24 protein-coding genes are annotated in these 26668 nt (G+C 71.1%); 12 read left to right on the plus strand and 12 right to left on the minus strand.

Annotation, left to right across the window (positions count from 1 at the left end; all coding sequences use genetic code 11):
- Positions 1 to 398, plus strand: a 398-nt coding sequence (locus tag AB0O15_RS36925) for a hypothetical protein (protein WP_364328919.1), incomplete at its 5' end; no start/stop codon positions are given.
- On the opposite strand, the gene AB0O15_RS36930 is transcribed toward AB0O15_RS36925, so the two are convergent.
- Together AB0O15_RS36930 and AB0O15_RS36935 are read right to left on the minus strand one after the other, a co-directional pair.
- Positions 352 to 1209, minus strand: coding sequence for an IS5 family transposase (locus AB0O15_RS36930; protein ID WP_364328922.1), 858 nt, complete (start codon positions 1207 to 1209; stop codon positions 352 to 354). The two genes, AB0O15_RS36925 and AB0O15_RS36930, sit on opposite strands and share 47 nt — an antisense overlap.
- A 217-nt stretch (positions 1210 to 1426) precedes the next feature.
- A complete protein-coding gene (locus AB0O15_RS36935) occupies positions 1427 to 2008 on the minus strand; it encodes a helix-turn-helix domain-containing protein (protein WP_364328924.1) in 582 nt (193 codons plus the stop codon).
- A gap of 110 nt (positions 2009 to 2118) precedes the next feature.
- Here AB0O15_RS36935 and AB0O15_RS36940 point away from each other — a divergent pair, with 110 nt between their 5' ends.
- Together AB0O15_RS36940 and AB0O15_RS36945 are read left to right on the plus strand one after the other, a co-directional pair.
- On the plus strand, positions 2119 to 2541 hold the full coding sequence (locus AB0O15_RS36940) for an ester cyclase (RefSeq protein ID WP_364328927.1): 423 nt from the start codon (positions 2119 to 2121) through the stop codon (positions 2539 to 2541).
- Positions 2538 to 3008, plus strand: a complete 471-nt coding sequence (locus AB0O15_RS36945) for a DUF1772 domain-containing protein (RefSeq protein ID WP_364328930.1) — start codon at positions 2538 to 2540, stop codon at positions 3006 to 3008. The genes AB0O15_RS36940 and AB0O15_RS36945 overlap by 4 nt, the downstream gene beginning before the upstream one ends.
- A gap of 150 nt (positions 3009 to 3158) precedes the next feature.
- Here AB0O15_RS36945 and AB0O15_RS36950 read toward each other — a convergent pair whose 3' ends face one another.
- Entirely contained in the window at positions 3159 to 4061 is a 903-nt protein-coding gene (locus AB0O15_RS36950; protein WP_364328933.1) for a sugar kinase, read from the minus strand.
- A 142-nt stretch (positions 4062 to 4203) separates the two neighbouring features.
- Here AB0O15_RS36950 and AB0O15_RS36955 point away from each other — a divergent pair, with 142 nt between their 5' ends.
- A complete protein-coding gene (locus AB0O15_RS36955; RefSeq protein WP_364328936.1) occupies positions 4204 to 5253 on the plus strand; it encodes a 1-phosphofructokinase family hexose kinase in 1050 nt (349 codons plus the stop codon).
- A gap of 10 nt (positions 5254 to 5263) precedes the next feature.
- Positions 5264 to 6112: a class II fructose-bisphosphate aldolase gene (locus tag AB0O15_RS36960; RefSeq protein WP_364328938.1), complete on the plus strand. Its 849-nt coding sequence runs from the start codon at positions 5264 to 5266 to the stop codon at positions 6110 to 6112.
- 299 nt (positions 6113 to 6411) lie between these two features.
- On the opposite strand, the gene AB0O15_RS36965 is transcribed toward AB0O15_RS36960, so the two are convergent.
- The 5 genes from AB0O15_RS36965 to AB0O15_RS36985 form a co-directional block, all read right to left on the minus strand.
- The gene (locus AB0O15_RS36965) at positions 6412 to 7095 is read right to left on the minus strand and encodes a response regulator transcription factor (RefSeq protein WP_364328941.1); all 684 of its coding nucleotides are present in this window, start codon (positions 7093 to 7095) and stop codon (positions 6412 to 6414) included.
- Entirely contained in the window at positions 7092 to 8120 is a 1029-nt protein-coding gene (locus AB0O15_RS36970; RefSeq protein WP_364328944.1) for a HAMP domain-containing sensor histidine kinase, read from the minus strand. Before AB0O15_RS36970 ends, AB0O15_RS36965 begins: the two co-directional genes overlap by 4 nt.
- Before the next feature lie 340 nt (positions 8121 to 8460).
- Entirely contained in the window at positions 8461 to 9189 is a 729-nt protein-coding gene (locus AB0O15_RS36975) for an alpha/beta fold hydrolase (protein WP_364328947.1), read from the minus strand.
- 55 nt (positions 9190 to 9244) lie between these two features.
- On the minus strand, positions 9245 to 10936 hold the full coding sequence (locus AB0O15_RS36980) for an acyl-CoA dehydrogenase (RefSeq protein ID WP_364328950.1): 1692 nt from the start codon (positions 10934 to 10936) through the stop codon (positions 9245 to 9247).
- Positions 10937 to 10940: 4 nt separating this feature from the next.
- The gene (locus AB0O15_RS36985; RefSeq protein WP_364328953.1) at positions 10941 to 12278 is read right to left on the minus strand and encodes an AMP-binding protein; all 1338 of its coding nucleotides are present in this window, start codon (positions 12276 to 12278) and stop codon (positions 10941 to 10943) included.
- A 77-nt stretch (positions 12279 to 12355) separates the two neighbouring features.
- Here AB0O15_RS36985 and AB0O15_RS36990 point away from each other — a divergent pair, with 77 nt between their 5' ends.
- Positions 12356 to 13927, plus strand: a complete 1572-nt coding sequence (locus AB0O15_RS36990; RefSeq protein ID WP_364328956.1) for an FAD-dependent oxidoreductase — start codon at positions 12356 to 12358, stop codon at positions 13925 to 13927.
- Here the strand turns inward: AB0O15_RS36990 and AB0O15_RS36995 are convergent.
- On the minus strand, positions 13920 to 14576 hold the full coding sequence (locus tag AB0O15_RS36995; protein ID WP_364328959.1) for an NAD(P)H-binding protein: 657 nt from the start codon (positions 14574 to 14576) through the stop codon (positions 13920 to 13922). The genes AB0O15_RS36990 and AB0O15_RS36995 overlap by 8 nt on opposite strands.
- Before the next feature lie 9 nt (positions 14577 to 14585).
- The gene (locus AB0O15_RS37000; protein ID WP_364328962.1) at positions 14586 to 15368 is read right to left on the minus strand and encodes a hypothetical protein; all 783 of its coding nucleotides are present in this window, start codon (positions 15366 to 15368) and stop codon (positions 14586 to 14588) included.
- Positions 15369 to 15992: 624 nt separating this feature from the next.
- On the opposite strand from AB0O15_RS37000, the gene AB0O15_RS37005 reads away from it, so the two are divergent.
- The 5 genes from AB0O15_RS37005 to AB0O15_RS37025 are packed head-to-tail and all read left to right on the plus strand — an operon-like array spanning position 15993 to position 20786.
- The gene (locus tag AB0O15_RS37005) at positions 15993 to 18452 is read left to right on the plus strand and encodes a nitrate- and nitrite sensing domain-containing protein (protein ID WP_364328965.1); all 2460 of its coding nucleotides are present in this window, start codon (positions 15993 to 15995) and stop codon (positions 18450 to 18452) included.
- On the plus strand, positions 18442 to 18867 hold the full coding sequence (locus tag AB0O15_RS37010; RefSeq protein ID WP_364328968.1) for a roadblock/LC7 domain-containing protein: 426 nt from the start codon (positions 18442 to 18444) through the stop codon (positions 18865 to 18867). The genes AB0O15_RS37005 and AB0O15_RS37010 overlap by 11 nt, the downstream gene beginning before the upstream one ends.
- Before the next feature lie 47 nt (positions 18868 to 18914).
- Positions 18915 to 19247 (plus strand): DUF742 domain-containing protein, encoded by a 333-nt coding sequence (locus AB0O15_RS37015; protein WP_364329325.1) that lies wholly within the window; start codon positions 18915 to 18917, stop codon positions 19245 to 19247.
- Positions 19231 to 19833, plus strand: a complete 603-nt coding sequence (locus tag AB0O15_RS37020; protein ID WP_364328971.1) for an ATP/GTP-binding protein — start codon at positions 19231 to 19233, stop codon at positions 19831 to 19833. The genes AB0O15_RS37015 and AB0O15_RS37020 overlap by 17 nt, the downstream gene beginning before the upstream one ends.
- An 8-nt stretch (positions 19834 to 19841) precedes the next feature.
- Positions 19842 to 20786: an ABC transporter substrate-binding protein gene (locus tag AB0O15_RS37025; protein ID WP_364329328.1), complete on the plus strand. Its 945-nt coding sequence runs from the start codon at positions 19842 to 19844 to the stop codon at positions 20784 to 20786.
- Between the two features lie 51 nt (positions 20787 to 20837).
- On the opposite strand, the gene AB0O15_RS37030 is transcribed toward AB0O15_RS37025, so the two are convergent.
- Positions 20838 to 21623, minus strand: coding sequence for a S1 family peptidase (locus tag AB0O15_RS37030; protein WP_364328974.1), 786 nt, complete (start codon positions 21621 to 21623; stop codon positions 20838 to 20840).
- Positions 21624 to 21741: 118 nt separating this feature from the next.
- Here AB0O15_RS37030 and AB0O15_RS37035 point away from each other — a divergent pair, with 118 nt between their 5' ends.
- Positions 21742 to 22005, plus strand: a complete 264-nt coding sequence (locus AB0O15_RS37035) for a DUF6343 family protein (protein WP_364328977.1) — start codon at positions 21742 to 21744, stop codon at positions 22003 to 22005.
- 79 nt (positions 22006 to 22084) lie between these two features.
- Here AB0O15_RS37035 and AB0O15_RS37040 read toward each other — a convergent pair whose 3' ends face one another.
- Positions 22085 to 26434, minus strand: a complete 4350-nt coding sequence (locus tag AB0O15_RS37040) for a S8 family serine peptidase (RefSeq protein WP_364328980.1) — start codon at positions 26432 to 26434, stop codon at positions 22085 to 22087.
- Between the last annotated feature and the right edge of the window lie 234 nt (positions 26435 to 26668).

Here is a 26668-nt window from a genome sequence, read left to right on the forward strand (position 1 = left end):
TGCGTATTGAGCTGCACGACGTGCCGCCCGCGGCGGAGCGCGCACACTTCGATGAGATCCTGGAAACACCGTTCCGATCAAGCTCGGGCGAATTGACCCTGACGGACCTGACCGGCGGCTACGGTGAGGCCGACCTTCACCTCGGCGACACGGAGTGGTTCCGTGTACGAGTCGCACGCCGACCGGCTGACGGCGACGGGTACTACTGGCTGATCCAATTCTGGCCGGATCCAACCAGAGAACTGCCCGCCTGGTTCGCCCGTAACTCCCAGATGGGAGATCGGGCCCCGGGTGTGGCCAGCGATATCGAAGCGCTACTGAGAGGACGTCTGATTAACGTATTTTGCGGTGTTATGCGTTTTGGGATTCTCGCCAGGTTGGGGTGGTTTCGTCGGTGAGCCGCCGGGCGAGGCTGTCGATCATGGCGATGGTGATCATGCTGGCGGAGTTGCCAGGAAGGGTTTCGTAGTCGCGTACGAGCCGGCGATGCTGCATGAGCCAGCCGATCGTGCGTTCGACGACCCAGCGGCGCTTGACCACGCTGAACCCTCTGACCTGCGGATCCTTGGTGACGATCTCGACGTCGACGCCGAGTGTGGCGCCGTGTTCGACGGTTTTGACCTTGAACCCGGCATCGACCCAGGTCTTGGTCAGCGTCGGGTGGCTGGCGGTGGCCTGGTCGAGCAGATCGTTGCCGATGGTGTTGTCGCTGACGCTGGCGGCGGTGACGATCACGGCGAGCAGCAGGCCGAGGGTGCCGGTGATGATGCCGCGTTTACGGCCGACGATCTTTTTGCCGGCGTCGATGCCTTGGGTATTGATGGGCACGCTGGTCGATGTCTTGACGCTCTGGGTGTCCATGATTGCTGCGGTCGGCTCGACGGTGCGGCCGTGGTGATCGCGGACGAGTCCGGTGAGCTGATAGTTGAGTTCGACGAAGATCCCTTCCTTGCTCCATAAGGCGAAGTAGCCGTAGACCGTCGCGTGTGGAGGGAAGTCGTGCGGGAGGTAGCGCCAGGCGATACCGGTGCGGTTGACGTAGAGGATGGCGTTGAAGATCTCGCGCAGGTCGTGGGTGGGAGTGCGGCCCTTGATCCCGAGCGCGGTACGGACGTCGGTGCGAGCCTGGCGCCACGCGGTCAGCCGGGGTGCGATCAGGGCCCAGCGGGCGTCGGACAGGTCGGACGGATATGCGCGTCGTTCGGTCATGACCTGGGGATACGGTGGTACAGGCAGGCGGTGGGGACGCCGGGTCCGTCGATTCCTGGCGGAAAGCTGATCAAACACGATCGAGGGATTAAAGCCCGCAGATCTACTCATATCAGAGTCAACTCGAAAGGGTTGATTCGGGTGTATCGGCCAGCCAGGGCCATGATCGCGTTTTCTCAAACCGCCGCTAACACACCTACACCACTAAAACGTCCAGTCAGAAGGCAGCCGCCTGGAACTGGGTTACCAACAGGTTGATGCGGGCGGTGTCGTGGTCGGGGCGTAGGCGGGCGGTGCGGCCGAGGGTGGCCAAGCCGTGCAGGGCGGCCCAGAAGACCTCGGTGAGGGTGTCGACGTCGCGATCGGCGGCGACCGTGGCGACGGTCTCGCGCAGTGCGGTGAACGCTTCGATCAGCGGCGCCGGAGTGTCGTCGGCACCGAAGTGCAGCCGCGTCGACCGGATGAACATCGCGTCGTAGAGGGCGGGGTTCGCCGCGGCGAAGGCGTTGAAGGCGGCGGCGACCCGGCCGAGCTCGTCGGCGGGTGTGGGGCTGCCGAGGCGGGCCGCGCGCAGCGTCTCGGCGAGTTCGCCGAAGCCCTCGACGGCGACGGCCTCGACGATGTCGTCCATCGACCCGAAATGCTTGTACAGCACCGGCTGGCTGTATTCGATCTCGGTCGACAACCGGCGCGTGGTGACCGCGTCCCAGCCCTCGCTCTCGGCCAGGGCGCGCGCCGTTGCCGTGATGAGCCGGCGACGGGCGAGGCGCTCGCGTTGCCGGCGGTCTTCGATTGCCACACCCGACTGTAGCACTGCTACCCGTTCTAGCAACGCTATTGACGCGAGCGTCCGGGAGGGGTTAGCGTCGCTAACGGTAGCAACGCTAACCCCTGTTGGAGGAGCCCGACATGACCACACCCGGACGCCAGCTCGCCGACCTCTTCGTCGAGATGACCAACACCCACAACCCCGACCTGGTCGAGAAGTTCGTCGCCGAGAACTACCTGAACCACAACGACTTCGTCGCCGACGGCCGCGAGGCCAACCGGCAGTTCTGGGCCGCGTTCTTCACCGGCCTCCCCGACGTCACCGTCACGATGGAAGACCTGATCATCGCCGGCGACCGGGTGGTGGGCCGCTTCGTCTACCGGGGCACCCACACCGGCGACCTGCTGGGCATCCCCGCCAGCGGCCAACCCGTCGAGATGCGCAGCATCGACATCTGGCGCGTCCAGGACGGCCTGTTCGTCGAGCACTGGGACCAGCTGAACCTGATGCAGATGTTCCAGCAGATCGGCGCCCTGCCGCAGCTGGGCGGGCTCCAGGCATGACGCTGCTCGCCCAGCTGGCCGCGCTCGTGGCGATCGTGAGCACCGCGATCGTCTACGGCGCCGACGCCTTCTTCGCGCTCGTCCAGCGACCCGCCCTCGCCCGGGTCGACGACGCCACCCTCACCGCCGTCATGGGCAACGTCCACCGCGTGGCCGACCGGCGCATGCCCGCGCCCGGAATCATCGGCATCATCGCCGCCGCCGTCGCTGCCGTGCTGGCCGCCCTGGCCGGCCGCCCCACCGCCGCGGCAACCGCCGGCGCGGCCTTCGTCCTGCTGGCCGTCTGGATTCTGCTCTACCTGCGGATCAGCGCCCCCATCAACCGCAAACTCACCGCGGCCGCCGCCGCCCACGAAACCCCCGCCGACGCCCGCGCCCTGCAACAGAACTGGGACCGCATCATCGCCCCCCGAGCCATCCTGCAGGGCCTGGCCGTCCTGGCCCTGGGCCTGAGCCTCATCAGCTGACCCGCCACCCACGCCTTGAACCCGGCCGCTCTCGCCCCGGGCGCAATCCTCATCCGACAACCGCGCCCCAAGCCCCACGCCTCTGCGGTCCTTCGGCGTCACCACACACAGCGCGTCGGTCGCCCCGAGCGCCGCCGCGCGGAGCAGTTCCTAGCGCGTCAGGGCGAGGACGTCGTCGCGGGTGGCCTGGGCCGCGGTGCCGCCGGCGGCACGGGTGCTCAGGGAACCCGCCGCGACCGCCCAGCGCAGGGCCTCTTCGATGCCTTGATCCTGGAGGCGGGCGGCCAGGAAGCCGGCGTTGAAGCTGTCACCGGCGCCGGTGGTGTCGACGACCTCGACGGCGTGGCCGGGGGTGGTGGCGCTGTTGCCGGTCCACCAGGCGCGGGCGCCGTGTTCGCCGTCCTTCATCACCACCGTGGTGCTCCCCAGGGAACGGGCCGCCGCGTCCAGGTCGGTCACCCCGGTGACCGCGCGCAGCTCGTTGGCGTTGGGCAGGAAGACGTCGGTGTGCTCGAGGATCGCGCCGATCGACTCCCACTTCTCGGCCGGGTCCCAGTTGGTGTCCAGCGACGTGGTCAGGCCCTGGGCCCGCGCCCGGGCGAAGACCGGGGCCAGCCCGGCGGCCAGGGCGGGCTGGAGATAGAGGCTGGAGACGTGCAGGTGGCGTACGCCGGCCAGGTGCTCGTCGGTGATGTCGTCGGGGCGGAGCGCCGGGATCGTGCCCGGCAGCGTGAGGATCGCCTTGTCGCCCGGCTCGGAGAGGATCACGCTGAGGCCGGTCGGGGTGTTGTCGGCCCGCTCGACCTCACGCAGCTCGACGCCACGGCCGGTGATCGCCCGCCGGGTCACGTCGCCGAAGACGTCGTGGCCGATCGCCGTCAGCAGCGCCGTACGCACACCGAGCCTGGCCAGACCCGCCGCCGTGATCGACGCCGACCCGCCGAGCACCAGATCGGCCCCGGTCAGCAGTTGCTCGGCCTGCCCGAACCGCGGCCGCACGTCGCCGCGCAGAATCAGGTCGGGGTTGGCGTCGCCGACGACCAGTACGTCCACACTCGCTCCTAGAAATGCTCAAACGCTCACTCTGGAATGCACGATTGCCACATTGCCGTGCCAGCGAGCACCATACGCGCACAAACGGCTGTTGACAGCTGCGCGTTCGATCAGTTGACTCGGCCTCAGAATGATCGTCACGGTGACGTTGAATCCGGCGCTCGACCTCACGTACACGGTCGATGCGCTGATCCCGCACGCCACCCACCGGGTCTCGTCGGTGCGGTCCCGCGCCGGCGGCAAGGGCCTGAACGTGGCCCGCGTCCTGCACGCCCTGGGCGAGCCGGTGCTGGCGACCGGCATCGTCGGCGGTGCCGTCGGCACCCAGATCACCGACCTGCTCCGTACGGCGGGCCTGCCGTCATCGTTCGTGACCGCCCCGATCGAATCCCGCCGCACGGTCACCGTCGCCGACGGGACCGATGCCACCGGCTTCTGGGAGCCCGGCCCGCAGATCACCGCCGAGTCGTGGTCGGCCTTCATGAGCCACTTCCGAACCCTGCTCCCCCGGGCCACGGTGGTGGCCCTGTGCGGTTCCCTCCCGCCCGGCATCCCGACCGACGGCTACGCGACCCTGACCCTCCTGGCCGCCGAGCACGACGTACCCGTGGTCCTCGACACCAGCGGCCCCGCCCTGCACGAGGCCTTGGCCGCGCGCCCCCACATAGCCAAACCCAACGCGGCCGAGCTGGCCGACCTCCTGGCCCACCGCAAAGCCCCACCCCCAGCCACCGCCGCGCCTTCCCCTCCCCAAGCCACCTCCGCGCTCTCCCCTCCCCCCACCGCGTCCGCGTCCTCCCCTCCCCCCACCGGCTCCTCGGTCGACGCGTCCCCGACAACCGTCAGCGCGTGGCGGGAGCGGGCCGAACACGTTCGCTCCCTGGGAGCCCGCTCGGTCGTGGTGTCACGGGGCCCGCAAGGCCTGCTCGCCGTGGCGGAAGGCGGCGGCTGGGAAGCGCCCCCGCCCGAGGTCGTGGCCGGCAACCCGACCGGCGCGGGAGACGCCTGTGTCGCGGCCCTCGCGCGAGGCTTGCGGGACGGCACCCCCTGGCCCGAGATGCTGGCCGACGCCGTCGCGCTGTCCGGCGCCACGGTGGCCGCGCCGGTCGCCGGATCCTTCGACCCGGACACCTACCACCGGCTACGAGCAGCCGCCGCCGTGGTCGGCCACCCCGTTCCACCCCGATGCTGAGGAGCACCAGATGTTCATCCCGACCGGAGAGCTGATCGACCGGGCGCGCGCGACCGGCGGCGCGGCGGGCGCCTTCAACGTGATCATGATCGAGCACGCCGAGGCCATCGTCACCGGCGCCGAGCAGGCCGGCCTGCCGGTGATCCTGCAGATCAGCCAGAACGCGGTGAAGTTCCACCACCGCCGCCTGGCCCCGATCGCCGCCGCCGCGCTGAGCATCGCCGAGGCCGCCACCGTCCCGGTCGCGCTGCACCTGGACCACGTCGAGGACGACGAACTGCTCGACCAGGCGGCCGGCAACGGCTTCGGTTCAGTCATGTACGACGCGTCGAAGCGCCCGTTCGACGAGAACGTGGCCGCGACCCATGCCGCCACGAAACGGTGCCACGCGCAGGGCCTGTGGGTGGAGAGCGAACTGGGCGAGGTAGGCGGCAAGGACGGCGCCCACGCCCCCGGCGTCCGCACCGACCCCACCGAGGCGGCGTCCTACGTCGCGGCAACCGGCATCGACGCCCTGGCCGTGGCGGTCGGTTCCTCCCACGCCATGCTCACCCGCACAGCAACCCTCGACCACGACCTGATCGCCCGCCTACGCGACGCCGTCCCCGTACCCCTGGTCCTGCACGGCTCCTCAGGCGTCCCCGACCACGAACTGACCCAGGCCGTCCACGCCGGCATGCTCAAGGTCAACATCGGCACAGCCCTGAACACAGCCTTCACCGGCGCCGTACGCGCCACCCTCACCGAAAACCCCACCCTGGTCGACCCCCGCAAGTACATCGCACCCGCCCGAGACGCCATGGCCGCCACCGTCGCAGCCGCCCTGACCCTGCTGGCCGGCGCCGAACCACGGCCCTAGCCGCCCCGGCCCCGCGCGTGCCCATGCCTACTTCTCCGGGCAGGGCCAGGCGGGTCGAGGCAAGCCGAGGCGAGCGGGTCAAGGCAAGCAGGATCGAGGCGGGGCGCGGCACAGCGGGGCGAGGCCGGGCGGGGCTTTGGGCCGTATGGGGATGCTGGCGGGACCGGGTGGGACGACCCGGCGGGGGCGCGCGGAGCGGGACCAGCGACGGCGGCTGGGCCCGGATGGCGGGACTTTGGTGTGCGCGTACCTCAGCATTGGTCGTTGATTTTGGGTGTGAAACTGCTGAGAACGGGTGGTCACTCGGCCGGCGGCACGCGGTAGCCGACCCCGGGCGTGGTGACGATGGCGGGCGGGTCGCCCAGTTTGCGGCGCAGGCGGCCGACGGTGACGGCCACGGTGTTGGTGAACGGGTCGGCGTTCTCGTCCCAGACCTGGTCGAGCAGGGCCTCGGCGCTCAGGAAGCCGGGGCTGGCCTGGAGCAGCGCCGCCAGGACGGCGAACTCCTTCACCGACAGGTCCAGGCCGCGGCCGTCCCGGGTGGCGATCCGGCGCACCGGGTCCAGGTCGATGCCGGCCACTGACAGAGTTCTCGCGCGGGCGTAGGGGCGGCGGCGCGCCAGCGCGTGGATCCGCAGGATCAGCTCGGGGAAGTGGAACGGCTTGGACAGGTAGTCGTCGGCGCCCAGGGTCAGGCCACTGACCCGGTCGCCGGGGGCGCCGGCCGCGGTGAGCATCAGGACCATCGGACGGCCGGGGCGTCCGGCCCGGAGCGGAGCCTCGGTGATCATCTGGCAGAGGGTGTCGCCGTGCAGGCCGGGCAGGTCCCGGTCGAGGATGACGACGTCGGGGGTGGTGACGTCCAGTTTCGCGGCGGCGGTCAGGCCGTCGTGGGTCAGGTCCACGGCCAGGCCCTGGTCCCGCAGGCCCTCGGCGATCACCTCGGCCAGGGCCGGGTCGTCCTCCACGACCAGGATCCTCACGACGGGAGCACCACGGTCACGCGGAGGCCGCCGCCGGGACGGGCCAGCAGGCCGACCTGGCCGCCGTGGGCCGCGGCCACCGCCGCCACGATGGACAGGCCCAGGCCGGAGGAGCCGGTGCGTTCGTGGCCCAGGCGTTCGAACGGCTGGGTCAGGCGGTCCACCTCGCGCTGGTCGAGGACCGGGCCGCCGGTCTCGACGATCAGCGTCGTCCCGGCGTACCCCCGCATGCCCTTGATCTTGATCCAGCCGGTGGGCTCGTTGTGGGTGACGGCGTTGTCGACGAGGTTGCCGACCAGGCGGGACAGCAGGGGCGGGCTGCCCTGGACGACCAGCGACGAGGGCAGATCCAGGGTGGTCGCCGGGCGGGCGGCGGGCAGGGCGGCCGCCACCAGCGCGGTGAGGTCGACCGGCGAGGTGCCGGCCAGGGCGCCGTGCTGGGCCCGGGCCAGCACCAGGAAACCTTCGAGCAGGTGGTCGACCCGGTCGAGCTGGACGCGGAGCCGGTCGGCCAGCGCCACCGTCGACGCCGCCGCGGCGGGCTTGGCCACCGCCACGTCGAGCGAGGCGCGCATCGTGGCCAGCGGCGTGCGTAACTCGTGCGACGCGTTGGCCACGAAACGACCCTGGGCGGTGAACGAGGTTTCCAGCCGTCCGAGCAGCTCGTCGATCGTGTCGGCCAGATCCTTCACCTCGTCGGCCGGCCCGTCCACGGCCAGCCGCTGGTCAAGGCTGTCGGCGGAGATCCGCCGCGTGGCGTCCGTGATGTCCCGCAGCGGCCGCAGCACCCGCCGGGCCAGCAACCGCCCGAGCACCAGCGACGCCCCCGCCATGACGACCAGGGCCAGCAGCGCCCCCACCACCAGCTGCCGAGCGTGAATGGCCGGCTCAGGCGCCGCCGGCGGCCCACCCACCGGCACCGTCGACCGCCCTTGGGCCAGCGCGAACGTCAGAACCAGCAGCACCACCCCGGAGGCGAGAAACCCCCCGGCGTACAGAATCGTGAAGCGCGCCTTGGCTCGCATCCCGCCAGCATGCCCCGTGGCGCCTAACACCGGCATGACAACGCGGCCGGCTTCAGGGCATCGGCTTGACCGGGCCGGCCATACCGTGCCGCGCCACCACCGCTCCCGCCAGTGGTGGGCCAACACGGCATCGCAGCCCCGAACACCGTCAGGGCCTACCACCAGCGCCGGGCAACCAGGGTGAGGGGCGGCAGCGAGGGTGAGCGGGCAGCCCGGGCGCCTGGCAACCGACCTCAGCCCATGACCAGCGCGAGGGCCGGCACCCAGCAAGAGCAGCCACGCCGCGAGGGCCGGCACCCAGCGAGAGCGGGCACCGAGCCGGTGAGGTTGAGTGCGGCGGCTAGCTGAGGAAGTCGATCAGGAGGGGGTTGATGAGGTCGGGGCGTTCGAGGCTGGGGAGGTGGCCGGCCCAGTCGAGGTGGCGGTGGTCGGCGTTCGGCAGGGTGGCGGCCACGTGGGTGGCTGTGTCGGTGAACTCGGGGAGGTCGTGGGCCCCGGAGACGAGCAGGGTGGGGGCGGTGATCGCGGCGATGTCGTAGGGGTGGGTGATCTCGGCGGGCTCGGGGGCGGCCCGCTGGATGTCGAAGGCGTGGCGCTGCATGGTGTGGACCGAGGCGCGGGTCGCCACGGAGGCTTCGGGGCCCAGCCACGTGGATACGTTCAGGGCGGTGGCCGCCTCGAGGTCGCCGGCGGCCAGGAGGGCGTCCTCCCGGTTGCCGAAGGCGCGGCGGGCCTCGCTGGGCGGGTGGCCGGGCAAGGCCGTGCACAGCAGGGCCAGCGCCGTCACGCGGGACGGGAAGCGGGCGGCCAGTTCGAGGGCCACCCCGCCGCCGCCGGAGGAGCCGATCAGCGCCGCCCGGTCGAAGAGGGCGGACACCTCGTCGGCGTCGTTGTAGGGCTCGGCGGGCACCGGGGTGTCGCCGAAGCCGGGCAGGTCGCAGGTGATCACCCGGTGGCCGGCGGCGGCCAGGTCGCGGACCAGCGGGGTCCACATGCGGCGGTCGCACACCGTCGAGTGGAGCAGGACGACGGTGGGACCTTCGCCGGTCACCTCATGCGCGATAGTCATCGCCCCGCAGGCTAGCGGCGAGTGGGAACCGGCGCCCGCGAAATACGGCGCGGGCTCACAGCACCGAGTCGTCCAGGTCGAGGAGCAGGGTGTCGCCGGATTCGAGCAGGTCGAGCCACGGGCCGACGCGCGGGAGTTCGTGGTCGAAGAAGTACCGGGCGGCGAGCCGCTTGCCGTCGTAGAAGGCGCCGGCCCGGTCGCCGGCGGCGGACAGCTGGGACAGCCACATCCAGGCGATCACGATGTGCCCGGCCGCGTCCAGGTAGGTCGAGGCGTTGGCCAGCGCCCGGCCGGGGTCGCCCGAGGCCCACAACGCGGCCGTGACCGAGGCGAGGCGGTCGCAGAGGGCCAGCAGGCGCGTGGAATAGGCGGACTCGGCGGCGCAGGAGGCTCGGATGGCCGAGAGAAGCACGTCGAGGCCATTGTTCAGCAGCACCTTCCGGCCGAGGAGGTCGAGCGCCTGGATGCCGTCCGTACCCTCGTGGATGGGGTTGAGGCGGTTGTCGCGGTAGAACTGCTCGACCGGGTATTCCCGGGTGTAGCCGTAGCCGCCGTGCACCTGGATGGCCAGGTCGTTGGCGCGCAGGCACCACTGGGACGGCCACGCCTTGACGATCGGGGTGAGCACGTCCAGCAGCTGGTCGTTGCCCTGGTCGACGAGCTTGGCGGCGTAGAGGATCAGCGCCAGGCCGCCCTCGACGTAGCTCTTGGACGCCAGCAGCATCCGCCGCACGTCGGGGTGGCGCACGATGGGCACGGCGGGTGCGTTCGGGTCCTTCCCGGCGGGTGGCCGGCCTTGGCGCCGTTCCCGCGCGTACGCGAGAGCGTGCAGATACCCCGTGTATCCGAGGGCCACGGCGCCCGCCCCGACCCCGATGCGCGCCTCGTTCATCATGTGGAACATCTGCGCCAGGCCCTGACCCTCGTCGCCGACCAGGTGGCCGGTGGCGCCGTCGAAGGCGAGCACCGCGTTGGTCGTACCCCGGAAGCCCATCTTGTGGTTGAGCCCGGCCAGCGTGACGTTGTTGCGCTCGCCGGTCTCGACGTCATGCTTGGGCACGATGAAGAGCGACAGGCCCTTCACCCCGGCCGGAGCGCCGACGACGCGCGCGAGAACCAGGTGGACGATGGTCTCGGTGAGCTCATGGTCGCCGCCCGAGATCCACATCTTGGACCCGGTGATGGAGTACGTGCCGTCGTCCTGACGAGCCGCTTTACAAACAACGTCGCTGAGCGACGACCCGGCCTGCGGCTCGGAAAGGCACATCGTGCCGGTGAAGCGGCCGGAAAGCATCGGTCGCACGTAGGAAGAGATCTGGGCCGGCGAACCGTACCGGAGGAGCAACGCGGCATTGCCCATGGTCAGCATCGGATAGGCCGACGTGGCGATGTTCGCCGCCTGGAACCACGCGAAACACGCCCGCCCGACCACGTGGGGCAGGTCCATGCCGCCGACCGACGAGGGGAAGGTGGCCGACAGCAGCCCGGCGTCGGCGAACGACCGCAGCGCCTTGCCCACCTCGGGGATGACCGTGACGGTCGTGCCGTCGAAGGTCGGCTCCTCGAGGTCGTTGCGGCGGTTGTGCGGGGCGAACTCCCGCTCGGCCAGGACGGCGGCGAGGTCGAGCGCGGCGTCGAACGTCTCGCGCCCGTGGTCGGCGAACCGCGGGTCGGCGGTCAGCGACTCGACGTCGAGCCACTCGTACAGGAGGAAGTCGAGGTCGCGGCGGTTCAGGATCGTCGACACATTCTCACCGTAGGCGACTCTTCTGCACCTTGCCCATGGGGTTGCGAGGAAGCTCGCCGACCGGCCGGATCTCCCGCGGGCGCTTGTGCGCGGCCAGCCGGCCGGCCACGAAGTTGATCAACGCGGAGGAGTCGACCGGACCGGTGAGCACGACGAACGCGGTGATCTGTTCCCCCAGGTCGTCGTGCGGGGTGCCGATCACCGCCGCCTCCCGCACCGCCGGGTGGGCCAGCAGCGCGTCCTCGACCTCGCCGGCGCCGACCCGGTAGCCGCCGGTCTTGATCAGGTCGGTGGAGGCGCGCCCGACGATCCGGTGCCACCCGTCCGGCCCGATCGTGGCCACGTCCCCGGTCGGATACCAGCCGTCGACCAGGTCGGGCGGCACGACCGCGCCGTCGCGCAGGTAGCCGTCGAGCAGCGTGGGCCCGCGCACCTGGAGGTGGCCGATCGTGGCGCCGTCCGGGGCCACCGGAGCGCCGCGCTCGTCGACCAGCCGCGTCTGGACACCGTCGATCGGGGTGCCGACATGTCCGGGCCGCCGCTCGCCGGACGAACGCGCGCTGACCGTGATCAGCGTTTCGGTCATCCCGTACCGCTCGACCGGCGCCTGCCCGGTCAGCCCTTCCAAACCCTCATACACTCCTACGGGCAGGGCGGCGCTCCCGGAGACGAGCAGGCGAGCGTGGCTGAGCGCCCGGGCCGCGGCGGGCGCGGCGACGACGCGCGACCACACCGTCGGCACACCGAAGTAGAGGGTGCCGCCCGCCGCGGCGTACGCGTCAGGGGTGGGTTTTCCGGTGTGCACCAGCGGCGACCCGACGCGGAGCGCCCCGAGCACCCCGAGGACCAGACCGTGCACGTGGTAGAGCGGCAGCCCGTGCACCAGCGTGTCGTCCTCGGTCCACTCCCAGGCCGAGGCGAGCGCGTCGAGGCCGGCCGCGACGGCCGCGCGGGAGATGACGACGCCCTTCGGCGGCCCGGTGGTGCCGCTGGTGTAGAGCACGAGCGCGGGCCGGTCGGGGCCGGGCTCCGGCGGCAGGTCGCCCTTGGGGTACGAGGACGGGATGAGGGCGGCGCCGCTGTCGGTGAGCAGGTGCGCGCGCTCGACGTGCCCGGCGTCGGGCGGGATGGGTACGACGGGCACACCGGCCAGCAGCGCGCCGGTGATCGCCACGACGGTGGCGGCGGTCGGCGTCGCATCCACCGCGACGATCTTCTGGCCGGCGATCGCGGCGGCCACTCCCGAGGCGCGTTCGAGCAGCTCATGACCGGACAGCGTGGCGTCCGGCGCGGTCACGGCGGCGGCCCGGTCGGGCCCGTACAGGGACGTCAGCAGCGGCACACCGCCGACAGTATCGGAAACCCCTATGCAACTTTTGACCGATGTCGATGTAACACTGTGAACACAGGATCGACCACATGCGTGATGCAGCTTTGAGCCGTCGTCGTTTCCTCCAGTCCGTCGGCGTCAGCGGTGGCGCCGGCGCGCTCTTCGCCACCATGGGCGCGCTCGGCCTGGCCCCGGCCCACGCCACCGCCCCCGGCTTCCGGGCGCCGCGCCCCTCCGACTTCCACCTGACCGGCCGCGCCGCCAAGAAGGTGGTCATCCTCGGCGGTGGCATCGCCGGGCTGGCCGCCGCCTACGAACTGGGCAAGGCCGGCTACGACAGCACGATCCTGGAGGCGCGCGGGGTCACCGGCGGCCGCAACTTCACCGTCCGCGGCGGCACCGCCCAGACCGACCTGGACGGGCACACCCAGCGGGCCGGCTACTCCCCCGGCGTCTACCTGAACGCCGGACCGGCCCGGATCGCCCAGTGGATGGTCACCCTCGACTACTGCCGGGAGCTGGGCGTCGAGATCCAGCCGTTCGTCAACGCCAACGCCGACGCGCTCATCTACAACGAGGCCACCGGCACACCGATCCGTCACCGCACGGCCAAGGCCGACGTCTACGGGTACGTCTCCGAGCTGCTCGCCAAGGCCACCGACCAGGGCGCGCTGGACGCCCGGCTGACGGCGGCGGACCGGGCGCGGCTGCTGGCGTTCCTGGAGGGCTTCGGGGCGATCGGGCCGGCGCACACGTACACCGGTGGCAGCCGGCGCGGCTTCGCCTCGTACCCGGGCGCCGGGGACGACGCGGGCACCCCGCTGGCCGGGCCGCCGGGGCTGTCCGACGTGTTCGCCAGCAACGTCGGCCGGTACTTCAGCTTCGAGTTCGGCTATGACCAGGCGATGATGATGTTCCAGCCGGTGGGTGGCATGGACCGCATCCCGGCCGCTCTGACCGCGGCGGTCGGCCGGCACCGCGTACACCTCGGGTCTGAGGTTCTGACCGTCTCGAACCGGGCGCACGACGTCACGGTGACCTACCGGCAGGGCGGGCGGACGCGAGCGATCACCGCCGACTTCTGCATCGCGACGCTGCCGCCGCACCTCATGGCCCGGGTCCCGCACAACCTGGGCGCCGACGTGACGGCCGCGCTCGGCTCGTTCCCGGCGACCGCCTCCGGCAAGATCGGGCTCGAGTACCGCAGCCGCTGGTGGGAGACCGACCTGCGGATCTACGGCGGCATCACCGAGACCGACCTCGACCTGGCGCACGTCTGGTACCCGTCGCACGACTTCCACGCCCGCCGGGGCCTGATCGTCGGCTACTACAACACCGGCGCCGCGGCCCGGGCCTACGGCGCCCTGACCCCGGCGGAACGGACCGCCCGCGCGGTGGACCAGGGCGTCAAGATCCACGGCGAGAAGTACCGCTCCGAGCTGGCGGCGGCGTTCTCCGTCGCGTGGCACCGCACGCCCTACCTCGAGGGCGCGTGGACGTCACCGCCGTGGGGCAGCGCCCCGTACCGCCTGCTCCTCGAACCGGCCGGCCGCGTCTATTTCGCCGGCGACTGGCTCAGCCACGAGGTCGCCTGGCAGCACGGCGCCTTCGTCTCGGCCCGCGCGGTGGTGACGGCCCTGCACCAGCGGGTGCTCACCTAGCGATCGCGTCGGCGATCGGGGTCTCGCCGTTGTTGAAGTTGATCGTCCGGCCGATTGTCGCGGGGTCGTGCAGGACGGCGGCGATGACCGCGGCCACGTCGGCCCGGCCGACCTGGCCGCTGGTGGCGCCCTGGGCCGCGGTCTCGATGCGGCCGGTCGGCGGGTCGAGGGTCAGCCCGCTGGGACCGAGGATGGTCCAGTCGAGGCGCGACCCGCGCAGGTGGTCGTCGGCCGCCGCCTTGGCCTCGGCGTACGGGAAGAAGCGCTGGCCGGCAGGGACACCGTGGTCCTTGCCGGCGCCGAAGTAGGAGACCATGACGTACCGGCGGGCCGCGGCCGCCGACGCCGCGTCCATCGAGCGGATCGCCGCGTCCCGGTCGACCGCGTAGGTGGTGTCGGGCCACGGCTCGCGCCCGGCCGCGCCGGCCGACCACACCACCGCGTCCTGCCCGGCGAGCAACGAGGTCAGCCCGGCGACGTCGAGCGCCTGCACATCGGCGGCCACCGGTGTCGCTCCGGTGGCCGCCACCTCATCGCTGTGGGCCGGGTCGCGGATCACCGACGTCACCTCGTCGCCCGCGGCGACCAGAAGCGGCGCCAGCAGCAGCGCGACCTTGCCGTGCCCTCCGATGATCAACACTTTCGCCATGCGTCAAAACTACCGCTCGGCTTGGTGGTCCTCCTCCTCCTGCTGCTCCTCGTCCTCGGCGCCGGCCTCGTCGTGCGCCGGGCGCTGGGCCGGGACAAAGCCGTTCGGGACAGCCTGCTGCTCGTCGGCCGGCTCCTGCTCGACCGCGGCGTGGGCCGGCGGCGGCGGGGCCGGCATCGCCTCGATCTCGCCGGTGACCTGCGGCTGGTCGACCCAGAGGGCGCGCAGCTGACCCTGCATGAAGTGGGTCAGCCGGGAGCGGTACTCCCGGTCGAACGCCTCCAGCGCCTCGATCTGCTGCTGGAGCGACTCGCGGCGGGAGCCGAGGCTGCCCACCACGTCGTCGTAGCGCAGCTGGGCGGCCGCCTTGAGCTGCTCGGCGGCCTGGTGCGCCTCGCTGCCGACCGACGCGGCCTGCTCGCGGGCGCCGTTGATGATCTTCTCGGCGTTCTGCTGCGCCTCCTCGGTGCGGGCGCGGGCGTCCCGGGCCATCTGCTCGGAGGCCTGGCGGGCCTCGAACAGCACCTTGTCGGCCTCGCGGCGCACGTTGTGGGCGTGCACCTGGGCGTCCCGGGCGATCTGCTCGGCCGCCGCCTGGGCGTCCGTGCGGATCTTGTCGGCCTGGTGGTGCGCGGTGGCGACGTGCTCCTCGGCGGTCCGCTGCGCCATGGTGAGCACCTGCAGGGCCTGGTCCGGGAAGCGAGGGTTGTTGCTGTTCGGCGCGACCATGGCGTGCTCCGACGTCTCGGTCTCGGCTGGTGTTCCGAGCATCACTTTGACTCGATCCTTCATCCGGTTGTCCGTCATCGGAGACCTCCGTGCGTGGCGACTCATGAGCCGTCTACTCGTGTCATCGAGACCTCCGTCCCGAGCCGGTCCTGGCCGGCTCACCGGCCGTGACCGCGGAAAGATATCAAGTGCGCCAAGCCGCTCGCGAGGGGCCGAACGACCAGGACATTCGTCCGGGGCGGGCGAATCGGGGCCGCCGGTTGCGTCCGAAGCGCCCAGGTGGGCCGCCGAGCAGGCGTTTTACGCATACACCGACAGTTGTTACCGGATTACACATAAGTAAAAGATCAACGGAGAGCGTTGACCCGCACGCATTCAGGCATGATCCTTGCCAATGCGCCGCGGGGAGCGCACCCTTTCCCGCTGACCGGACGGCGCCACCGCGTACGCCCCTGACCCCAACTGAACCGCGAGCCCCCACCGTCCCGCCGGACACGGGGTCCGTCAGACTAGATCCACTGTAGACAACTATGCATCGATAGTGCAGAGTGTCCCCCGCCATGTGCGGACAGTGACCCCATGTTGACGGACACCGCGCCCGATCGAGTGCTGTAGTCGCGTCGCTACCGTGCGATGCCATTGGGTTCGGCCCCACACCTGAAGACCAGTCAGAGAGAAGAGGATCTCGTGTCCGCACGAGGACGTCCGGCCATCAGCCTGAACGCATCCCGCTCGGGCGGGACCATCCGCCGCCGGATCGTCCGCACGCTGGCGTTACCGGTCGCGGCCGTGCTGGGACTGCTGGGCGTCATCACGGTCATCGAGGTCGACGGCTACCGCACCGCCGAGGCCTCGGCCCGGGCCGTCACCCTGGTCCTCTCGGTGCAGGACCTGGTTCAGGAACTCCAGACCGAGCGTGGTCTCACCGCCGGTCTGCTCGGTGGCAACGTCGGCTTCAAGGCCGAGCTCGCGCCCGCGCGGCAGCGCGTGGACGACCGCCGCGCCGCGGTCGAGGCGCTGGTCGCCGACGGCGGCGACGTCGAGGACCGGGTCAGCACCGCCGTCCGCAAGCTGGACGGGCTGGCCGGGGTCCGCGCCGGCACCGACACCAGCGCCGCCGGTCGCGGGCCCACCTTCACGTTCTACACCGACCGCATCGCCGACCTCACCAACGTCGACTTCGGTCTGGACGCGTCCACCGACACCGAGCTCCGCCGCGGCGTCGCGGCCCTCCAGGCGCTCAGCGACGCCAAGGAGGCCACCGCCCAGGAGCGGGCCTTCCTCAACGGCGTCTTCTCCGCGACCGGCTTCGGCAAGGGTGAGTTCCTGCAGTTCGTCACCATGCGCGCGAGCAAGGACGCGGCGCTGGCCGACTTCCAGCGGTACGCCACCCCGACCCAGCTCGCGGCCAAGGACTACGTGCTCAGCACCGGCCCGGCGCAGACCGCGGCGTACTTCGAGCAGGTCGCGCTGGCCGCCGGCGGCAGCTCGTACCTGCTGGTGAACCCGCAGTCCTGGTGGTCGGCCCTGACCACCGTGCTGGACGACATGCTCCGCCTCGAACAGCACGTGGGTTCGGTCATCCGGGCCCGCGCCGCCGACCTGCAGGACCGGGCGACCCAGCGGATGATCGTGCTCGGCGCGGTCGCGCTGGCCTGTTTCGCCGGCTCGGTCTACCTGGCCGCGGTCGCCTCCCGGTCGATCGCCCGGCCGCTCGCCACCCTGGCCGACGAGGCCAACCGGCTGGCCGGCGAGACGCTGCCGGTCTCGGTGCAGCGCGCCACCGCCGGTGATCCGGGCGCGGCGCCGCACGAGCTGGTCGTACCCGACGGGGCCTCGGACGAGGTGAAGTCGGTGGTCTCGGCGCTCGACCGGGTGCAGGCGACCGCGTTCGCGCTGGCCACCGAACAGGCCTCGCTGCGACACTCGACCACCGAGTCGCTGGCCAACCTGGGCCGCCGCAACCAGAACCTGCTCCGCCGCCAGCTCGGCTTCATCACCCGCCTGGAGCGGGAGGAGTCCGACCCGGCCGGCCTGGCCAACCTGTTCGAGCTCGACCACCTCGCCACCCGCATGCGCCGGAACGCGGAGAGCCTGCTGGTCCTGGTCGGCGCGGCCAGCCTGCGCCAGTGGTCCGAGCCGCTGCCGATCGCCGACGTGATCCGGGCCGCGGTGTCCGAGGTCGAGGAGTACCGCCGGGTCACGCTGCGCCGGGTGGACGACACGATGATCGCCGGCGCCGTGGTCAGCGGTGTCGCGCACATGCTGGCCGAGCTGGTGGAGAACGGCCTGACCTTCTCGCCGCCGGACGCCGACGTCGAGATCCAGGGCCGCCGGATCGGCGACAGCTACCTGATCGCCGTCACCGACCAGGGCATCGGCATGAGCGCGGCCGACATGGACCTGGCCAACCAGCGGCTGCGCGGCGAGGGCGACTTCATCAGCGCCCCGGCCCGGTTCCTGGGCCACTACGTGGTCGGCCGGCTGGCCATCGACATGGGCCTCGAGGTGCAGCTGACCCCGTCCCCGGTGACCGGCGTGACGGCCCGCATCACGCTGCCGTCGCACCTGCTGGCCGAGGGCCCGGCCGCGGTCTCGCCGACCCCCGCCCCGCTCCAGGCCGAGGTGTCCGCGCCGGCGCCGGCCCCGGTGCCGACCTCACCCGCCCCGGCGCCCCAGCCCGTCGCCGACGTGCGTCCCGACCTGGCCGACACCCAGGTCCTGACGCTGCCGGCCGCGCCCGAACCGTCCACCGCCACCACCCCGGACGGCCGGCTGCGGCCGACCACGATCGAGTACGTCACCGCGACCGGCACCCCCACGGTGCCGGCGCAGCGGGCGGCCTCGCCGTACGAATCGGCCAAGACCTCCTCCTCGCTCGGCCTCGACCTCTACACCTTCGCGCCCGCGCCGGAGACGACGACCGAGCGCACGCCCAACGGACTCAAGAAGCGCACCCCACGTGCCAAGAAGTCCGCCAGCACCACCCCACCCACCTCGGTAGCCGCCACCACGCGCACCGCCGAACGCACCGCCGCCGTTGTCGACTCGCCCGACGAGGTCCGATCCCGGCTGACCGCGTTCCGCAGCGGCGTCCAACGCGGCGCCGGCTCCCCTCCCCCCGAAGAAGGTTCCGATGAGCGTTGACACCACCGCGGACCGGCACCAGTTCAACTGGTTGCTGGGCAACTTCGTGCACCAGACCGACGGCGTCCGCGACGCCGTCGCGGTGTCGTCCGACGGCCTGTTGATCGCCGCCTCCGACGGGCTGGGCCGGGCCGAGGCCGACCACCTGGCCGCGATCGTGTCCAGCCTGGCCAGCGTGTCCCGCAGCGCGGCCCGCCGGTACGACTTCGACGGCCTCAAGCTGATCATGATCGAGATGCGCCGGGGCTTCCTGCTGGTGTCGGTCATCTCCGGCGGCAGCTGCCTGGGGGTGGTGGCCGGCGGCGAGAGCGATGTCGGCCTGGTCGGGTACGAGATCTCCCGGCTCGCCGAGCGCTTCGGTGACCTGCTCACCCCGGCCCTGATCTCCGAGTCCCGGCAATACCTCCCGCGATGACCGGCCCGTGGGACCGGCCGTCCGCGGGCCGGCATGTGCGTCCGGACATGGACGGCGAGGACCAGTTCGTCCGCCCCTTCATGCTGACCGGTGGACGGACCCGCCCGCTGCAGGACGGCCTGCGCATCGAGACGCTGTTGCACGCGTCGCCGGCTGCGCTGTCCGCGCCGCTGCGCTTCGAGTCACGGCGGATCGTGGAGCTGTGCCAGGCGCCGATGTCGATCGCGGACCTCGCGGTCGCCCTGCGCGTACCCCTCGGAGTGGTCCGGGTGATCGTCGCGGACCTCATCACGGAGGGCTATCTGCGGGTCGAGGACCAGCTCGGTGAGCTTCCCATCAGCGTGATCGAAAGGATCAGGGATCGTGTTCGGGCGCTCTAGTGAGCCCTCGGCGGCACCGGCACCGGTGTCCGTCAAGATCGTCATCAGCGGCGGCTTCGGCGTCGGCAAGACCACCTTCGTCGGTGCCGTCTCCGAGATCGAGCCGCTGGTCACCGAGGCCGAGATGACCGAACGCTCGATCGGCGTGGACGACACCTCGGCGGTCATGAACAAGAACACCACCACGGTCGCGCTCGACTTCGGCCGCATCACCCTCGACGACGCGCTGCTGCTGTACCTGTTCGGCACGCCCGGGCAGGACCGGTTCTCGTTCCTCTGGGACGACCTGGTGGACGGTGCGCTCGGCGCGATCGTGCTGCTGGACACCCGGCGGATCGAGGACTGCTTCGCCGCGATCGACTACTTCGAGGAGCATGAGATCCCGTTCCTGATCGGCATCAACCACTTCGACCACGCCGAGCGGTACGATCCCGAGGAGGTGCGGGACGCCCTGGGCCTCGACTTCAGCGTGCCGATCGTCGAGTGCGACGCGCGCTACCGCGAGTCGGTGAAGAGCGTGCTGGTCGCCCTCACCGAAGAGGTGCTGGCCAAGCGGCTCCTGCGCCGGTCGGCGGCGATCGCGTGAAGATCCTGATGAAGCTCACCGCGCTGTCGTCGGTGCTGGCCCTGGCCGCCTGCGGTGACTCGGCCGCCGCGATCACCGACCCGCCGGGGGTCACCCGCACCGGCTGCGGCACGGTCAACGTCGCGATCAACCCCTGGGTGGGGTACGAGGCGAACGCCGCCGTCGTCGGCTACCTGATGAAGACCGAGCTGGGCTGCAACGTCGTGGAGAAGGACCTGACCGAGGACGCGTCCTGGGAGGGTCTCGCCAACGGTCAGGTCGACGTGATCCTGGAGAACTGGGGCCACGACGACCTGAAGAAGAAGTACGTCGACGACCGCAAGGTGGCCGTCGAGCAGGGCCTGACCGGCAACAAGGGCGTGCTCGGCTGGTACGTCCCGCCGTGGCTGGTCAAGGAACACCCGGACATCAAGAACTACAAGAACCTCAACGAGTACGCCGAGCTGTTCAAGACCGAGAAGACCGGCGACAAGGGCCAGTTCCTGGGCGGCGACCCGTCCTTCGTCACCAACGACGAGTCGCTGATCAAGAACCTCGGGCTGAACTACCAGGTGGTCTACTCGGGCAGCGAGGACGCGCTCATCGCCGCGTTCCGCAAGGCCGAGAAGGACAAGAAGCCGATGATCGGCTACTTCTACTCGCCGCAGTGGCTGCTGGCCGAGCTCGCGCTGGTCAAGGTCAACCTGCCGGTCTACAAGCCCGGCTGCGACGCCGACCCGAAGATCGTCAAGTGCGACTACCAGCCGTACGACCTCGACAAGGTCGCCCGCAAGGCGTTCGTGGACAGCGGCTCGCCGGCCGCCGACCTGGTGAAGAACTTCAAGTGGACCGACGCCGACCAGAACCAGGTGGCCCGGGACATCACGGTCGGCAAGCTCTCGCGGGACGCCGCCGCCAAGAAGTGGCTGGACGACAACCGCGCGGTCTGGGAGAAGTGGCTCCCGGCGCGCTGACCGCACGTACGAAGAAGGGGCCCTTCTCTTCCGGGAAGGGCCCCTTCGCCATCATGAGGCGGCGATCGCGTCCTCGATCCAGTCCTTCAGGTTGTCCACCCGGGCGCTGGTCTCCTCCTCGCTGTGCGGGCAGGACGGGCCGTCGCTGACCACGGAGACCAGCTTGGGCGCGCGCCAGCGCTGCTCGATGAAGAACGGGCCGCCCGAGTCGAACGGGCACGGGGTGGTGTTGTCGGCGGGCGCGAAGCCCTCCACGCCGATGGTGGTGCCGGTGACGTTCAGGACCTCCAGCTGGCCGGTGCGCAGCTTGGTCTCCTGCACCGGGCTGGCGCTCTGCGTCGAGCCGTAGCCGGTGAGCCGGAGCACGTCGCCGGCCTCGGGCGGGGCGTCCGAGATGGCCAGCGGCTTGATGCCGCGGACCGGGGACGCCAGCTTGGCGATCGACACGTCGGCGGTGGTCGACTGGCGGACCGCCACGATCTCGCCGCGGTAGCCCTTGCCGGTGCCGTTCACGTCGGCCTTGCCGATGGTGGCCACGGTCGAGTCGGCGACCGGCCGCTCCACCCGGACGCCGTTCGCGTCCCGGAAGCAGTGCCCGGCGGTGATGATCCACTGCCGCGCGATCAGCGCGCCGGAGCAGCCGCTGTTGCGCTTGCCGCCGGTCGGGGTCGGGATGCCGGTCATGACCAGCTGCACCGAGAACCGGTACTGACCCTCCTGGACCAGCTCACCGTTGGCGATGGCGTTGGCAGTCCCCGTGCCGGCGATCGCGAACACGGCCGCCGCCGCCGTGGCGACCACCCCGCTCAGGACCGCCGTTACTGTGCGTCGTCGCACGATGTCGTCCTCCACTGAAGGTCAGGCGATTGCGGCTCACCATAGACATCGGTCGCTAGTTCGACCACCTGGGCCGCTGACGCCGCGTAACTCGGTGACGTTCGGGTAGACATGAGGTGTGTCCGTACATCCGCAACCGCCCGGGCGTAAGGGAACGGTCGAACGGCCGTACAGCCCCCTCAACCTGCGGCTCGCCCTGGCGATCTTCGGCCTGATCACCTCGGCCGCCCTCGGGGTGCTCGCCTTCCGCGGCGGCTGGACCGCCGGCGGGTGGATCCTGGTCGTGCTCGCCCTGATCGCCGCCATCGACATCGTGGTCATCCAGCGGCGCCGCCGCGCCCGCCGGCGCGTCCAGGGCGAAGGTCACTCCATGTTCGAGTGATCCGCTCCATCCCGGCCGCCACCGGACACGAGAGCGGCGGCCGCACCAGGCGGCCGCCGCTCCCCTGTTCAGTTGTCGTTCAGACCGCCAGGCGCCGCTCGAGGGCGGCCCGGGTCGAGCAGGCCACCACCGGGTCCAGCTCGAAGTTCGCCGTCTCGACGAAGCCCGCGTTGACCTTCACCGTGAAGACCTCCGGGATGTACCCGTCCTTCGCCACGACGACCTGGTAGTTGCCGCGCTGGAGCCACCAGCCGTACTTGCCCTGGGCGTCGGCGACCAGGGTGTGGCCGGCCGCGCCGTTCAGGCGGATGGTGGCCTTCAGCGGCACGCTGCCGCCGGAGCAGGTCGCCCCGGTGACCGTGCCGACGACCTTGCCCCACGAGGCCGGCGGAGACACGTTCATCTCCACGTCGATCGCCGGGACGGCGTACGGGCTGTCGCTACGGAAGCCCAGCAGGCCGGTGAAGGTACCCGGCTGCAGGACGCCCGCCTCGGCGGTCGCGGTGAACGTCACCTTGATCTTCCGGGTCGCGCCGGGGGCCAGCGTGAAGCCCTCGTCCGCGTCCGTGGTCAGCCAGGTGATGTCGCCGCCGCCCTCGCAGTCGGCGAGGCCGTCGAGGAACGCCGCGTCGGCCGTGCCGGTGAAGCCACCGGACGAGCCACCCAGCCGGTACGCGCCACAGGAGGCGGCGGCCCGGTACTTGGGAGCGGCCATCGCGGGCAGGTTCGCCCACGAGCCCGAGGCGGGGTCGTACGCGAGGGTCGCGTTGGTCAGCGACGCGCCGTTGTTGACCGCGCCGCCGGCGTACACGAGAACCCCACCGGCCGCCGTGGCGGCCGCACCGAAGTTGTTCTGCGGCAGGTTCGGACCGGCGGTCCAGCCACTGCCGTCGAACACCTGGGTGTCCGCGTAGAAGACGCCGGTCTCGCCGTCCGCGCCACCGGCGCAGACGACCTGGCCACCGACCGCGCCACAACCGGTCCAGGAGACCGGGTGCGGGTAGGCGGCAGCCGCACCGAAGGTGCCCGAGGCGAGGTCGAAGACCACGGTCTCGGTCGACGGCGCACAGCCGCCGTCGACGCAGCCGCCCACCAGGTAGACCTTGCCGTCCAGCACCGCGCTGCCGGCCGCCGCGCGGGCGTTCGGGTTGGTGGCGTCCAGCGTGGACCAGGTGCCCGCGGCGATGTCGTAGACATCCACCGAGGTCGCCGGGTCGCCACCGTCGCTCCAGCCACCGAAGACGTACAGCTTGCCGCTGTACTCGGCGACCGAGGGCTTGGCCCGGCCGTGCGGCATGGCCGCGAGCGTCGACCAGGTCGACTCGGCCGGGTCGTAGACGAACAGCTTCGTCTCGTTGCCCGAGCTGGTGCCGCCACCGATCGAGTAGACCTTGCCGCCGGCGGTGATGGCGGCGTTGTCCATGATGGCGCTGGGCACGTTCGGGATCGCGGCCCACGCGTCCGCCGCCTTGGCGCTGCTCTTCGGCGCCGTGGCGTAGGTGCGGCCGGTGTTGGCCACGCTCAGGCCCTTGACGGGTACGGTCACCACGCCCGCGGCCTCGGCCGACTTCAGCACCTCGAAGCCCTTCGAGGTCTCGGTCGGCTGAATGGTGGCCGGCGCGTTACCGGTGTTCTTGACCGTCACGTTGGCCGACCGGGCCGAACCGTAGACCTGGTGCGACTCGATCGCCGGCGGGGTGACCGTCAGCCGGCCCGCCCCGAGGGCGAAGTCGGCCTTGGCCACACCGTTGGCCGGCACGTCGACGGTCTTCTTGGCCGGCGTGTACGGCGACTTGGCCGCGGTGAAGCCGTGCGATCCGGTGGCCGTGGAGAACAGCCAGTAGAAGCCGTCGGCCAGGTTGGCGTCGTCCGGCGTGACGGCCGAGACCGCCTTGTCGGCCGGGACGTCGTCACTGGTGACGGTGACCCCGTTGAGCGCGGCGCCGGTGTTGGAGTCGGTCGTGTTGCCGACCACCAGGCCACCCGGGATCGGGGTGCAGGCGCGGTTCACGACCTGCACGTTGTCGATCTGCCACCACCAGGCCCACGAGCCCTTGTAGCGGAAGCGGACCTGGGCGTCGGCGTCACCGGCGACCGGGGCCAGCGAGATCTCCTCGACCCGCGGGCCACGACGGCTGTCCGTGGTGTGCAGGACGTTGGTCCAGGACGCGCCGCCGTCGGCGGAGACGTCGATGTCGATCGGGTTGCCGCTGCCGATCGACCAGAAGTCGCTGTTGAACCGCAGGAACGGCGAGGCCGTGCCGGACAGGTCGAGCGGCTTCGTGATCAGGTCGGTGTCCTGGGTGTTACCGCTGCCCAGGTGGTCGCTGTCGACGATGGCGAAGTTGCCGCTGCCACCGGTCAGGTTGCCGCGGCGACCCTCGTCGGTGAACCCCCAGCCACCACTGTCGGTGCGGTTCACGACCTCCCAGCCCTCGGGGGCACTGGCGGCGGTGAAGTCCTCACTGATGCTGGGCTCGCCGTAGGTCGCCCGGTAGCCGGTCGCGGTGCACTCCGGCGTCACCTTGGCGACCAGGTCGCCGGTGGCGGGCGTGGTGCCCACCACGACCTCGCCGGTGGCCGGGAGGTAACCCGGGTAGACCGGCGTCGCCTTCACCGTGTACGTGGTGTTGGCGGGCAGGTCGACCGAGTACGTGCCGGTCAGCGGGTCGGTGTAGGTCGGGGCGCCGGGCCGGCCGGTCACCTCGACCTTGGCGTACAGCGGCCAGCCGTGGCCGGAGCCGTCGACGACCTTGCCGGACACCTTGACCATCTGGGCCGGGGCCAGGGCGAAGTTCAGGACCAGGAGCTGGCCCTCCTCCACCGTGACGGTGACCGTCTCGGCGACGTAGCCGTACTTGGTGGCGGTCACCTCATGGGTGCCGGCCTCCAGGGTCAGCGAGTAGCGGCCCTGCGCGTCGGTGAGGACCGTACGGCCCTCGGAGGTCACCGTGACGCCGGTGATCGGACGGCCGGTGGCCTCGTCGGTGACGGTGCCGTTGGCCCGCGCGATCGGGCCCCGCGGCGCCTCCGTGACGGCCTTGAAGACGTCGAGCTTGCCCTCGCCGAAGACGTTGTTGTCGTCGTCGGTGCCGCCGCACTGGCTGTCGGGGGTGTCCGACGCGGTGTCGTCGAACAGGGTCCGGGTGGTGGCGATGTCCCGCTCGAGCGACGGCGCGGCCGACCACAGCAGCGCGACCGAGCCGGCCACGTGCGGTGAGGCCATCGAGGTGCCGCTGTACTCGTCGTAGCCGCCGCCGGGGACGCTGGAGCGCACGTCCACGCCCGGCGCCGCGATGTCCGGCTTCACGGCGTTGTCGAACGCCGAGGAGCCACGGCTGGAGAAGTCGGCGATGTCGCCGGCCGAGTCGTAGGCGCCCGCGGAGTAGGACTCCGGGTAGTCACCGGGGTCCGAGGCGCTGCCGCAGCCCGGGCCGGAGTTGCCGTTGGAGAACGCCGGGAAGATGCCCGCCGCGACCCAGGCCTTGACCGCGTCCTGGTACCAGGTGCTGCCGCGGCCGCCGCCCCACGAGTTGTTGACCACGTCGGGGCGCAGGTCCGGGCGGGGGTTCTGACCGTTGGAGTCGGTCGGGGCCAGGATCCACTGCGCGGAGGCGAGCAGCGAGGCCTCGGAGCAACCGTTCGTCTCGCAGCCCTTGGCCGCGATGAACTTGGCGCCCGGCGCGACACCGATCTGGTTGGCGCCGCCGTCGCTGCCGACCATCGTGCCCATGGTGTGCGTGCCGTGCGAGTTGTTGTCGCAGGGCGCGTCGCCGGAGCAGATGTTGGCCGGGTCGAACCAGTTGTAGTTGTGGTCGTAGGACCCGTCGGCCTGCAGGCCGCGGTACTTGTTCTTGAGCGCCGGGTGGGTGTAGTCCACGCCGGTGTCGACGTTGGCGACCGTGATGCCGTTGCCGTCGATGCCGTAATCGCTCCACACCTGGGGCGCCTTGATGCTGTTCAGGCCCCACTCGGTGGCCTGCGTCGACTTGTCGGCGGACCGCTTCTTGACCGGCTCGATGACCTTGAAGGTCGAGGTGGGCTCGATCTTGGCGACGTCGGCCCGGACGCTGAGCGCGTCGAGCAGCTCACGGTCGCCGGTGACGTTCAGCGCGTTGCTGATCCAGTACGACCGGTACTTCGCCTTGTGGGCGTCGAGCAGCGCGATCACGCCGCTCTGGGACTCCTTGGCGATGCTGGTCAGCCGCTGGTAGACCGTGGCGCCCTGAACGTTGGAGTCGGCGATCTTCGCGGCCGAGGCGAGGTCGGCCTGCGAACGCAGGTAGACCCAGAAGGTGGCGCTGCCCTTGGCGGCGACCGTGGACAGGACTTCGGAGCTGACCGAAGGCCGCTGAACGGCGGCCGAGGCTGCGGTCGGGGCGGTTAAGCCCGCCGCGGTGATGGCCAGGGCCAGAAGGGCCCCGCCCACCGCGGATGACCGTACGCGTCTCAAGCGCGTACCTGACATGTGGTTCCTCCCCCACTCAGCCGGGACGCGGTGGTGTCCACGCCCGGCAGCGACGGCGTCCAGGGGTAGTCCTGGCGCCGACAGGCACACCCCGTAACGCCGCCGAAACAATGCGTGGCCAGGGAGTGTCGAGAGGAATTGTTTGCTGATTCAACGACGGCTATCAATGGCGCGGATGCGTCACGGCGCGAATGA

Source organism: Actinoplanes sp. NPDC089786, from assembly GCF_040684855.1.
GTDB lineage: Bacteria > Actinomycetota > Actinomycetes > Mycobacteriales > Micromonosporaceae > Actinoplanes.

Bases quoted from the DNA above. Each gene is read 5' to 3' on its own strand.
- AB0O15_RS36990 (WP_364328956.1), top strand. From the start codon at position 12,356: ATGCGTGATGCAGCTTTGAGCCGTCGTCGTTTCCTCCAGTCCGTCGGC.
- AB0O15_RS36975 (WP_364328947.1), bottom strand. From the start codon at position 9,189: ATGACTATCGCGCATGAGGTGACCGGCGAAGGTCCCACCGTCGTCCTG.
- AB0O15_RS37010 (WP_364328968.1), top strand. From the start codon at position 18,442: ATGAGCGTTGACACCACCGCGGACCGGCACCAGTTCAACTGGTTGCTG.
- AB0O15_RS37015 (WP_364329325.1), top strand. From the start codon at position 18,915: ATGGACGGCGAGGACCAGTTCGTCCGCCCCTTCATGCTGACCGGTGGA.
- AB0O15_RS36995 (WP_364328959.1), bottom strand. From the start codon at position 14,576: ATGGCGAAAGTGTTGATCATCGGAGGGCACGGCAAGGTCGCGCTGCTG.
- AB0O15_RS36940 (WP_364328927.1), top strand. From the start codon at position 2,119: ATGACCACACCCGGACGCCAGCTCGCCGACCTCTTCGTCGAGATGACC.
- AB0O15_RS36930 (WP_364328922.1), bottom strand. From the start codon at position 1,209: ATGACCGAACGACGCGCATATCCGTCCGACCTGTCCGACGCCCGCTGG.
- AB0O15_RS36970 (WP_364328944.1), bottom strand. From the start codon at position 8,120: ATGCGAGCCAAGGCGCGCTTCACGATTCTGTACGCCGGGGGGTTTCTC.
- AB0O15_RS37025 (WP_364329328.1), top strand. From the start codon at position 19,842: ATGAAGCTCACCGCGCTGTCGTCGGTGCTGGCCCTGGCCGCCTGCGGT.
- AB0O15_RS36945 (WP_364328930.1), top strand. From the start codon at position 2,538: ATGACGCTGCTCGCCCAGCTGGCCGCGCTCGTGGCGATCGTGAGCACC.
- AB0O15_RS37000 (WP_364328962.1), bottom strand. From the start codon at position 15,368: ATGAAGGATCGAGTCAAAGTGATGCTCGGAACACCAGCCGAGACCGAG.
- AB0O15_RS36960 (WP_364328938.1), top strand. From the start codon at position 5,264: ATGTTCATCCCGACCGGAGAGCTGATCGACCGGGCGCGCGCGACCGGC.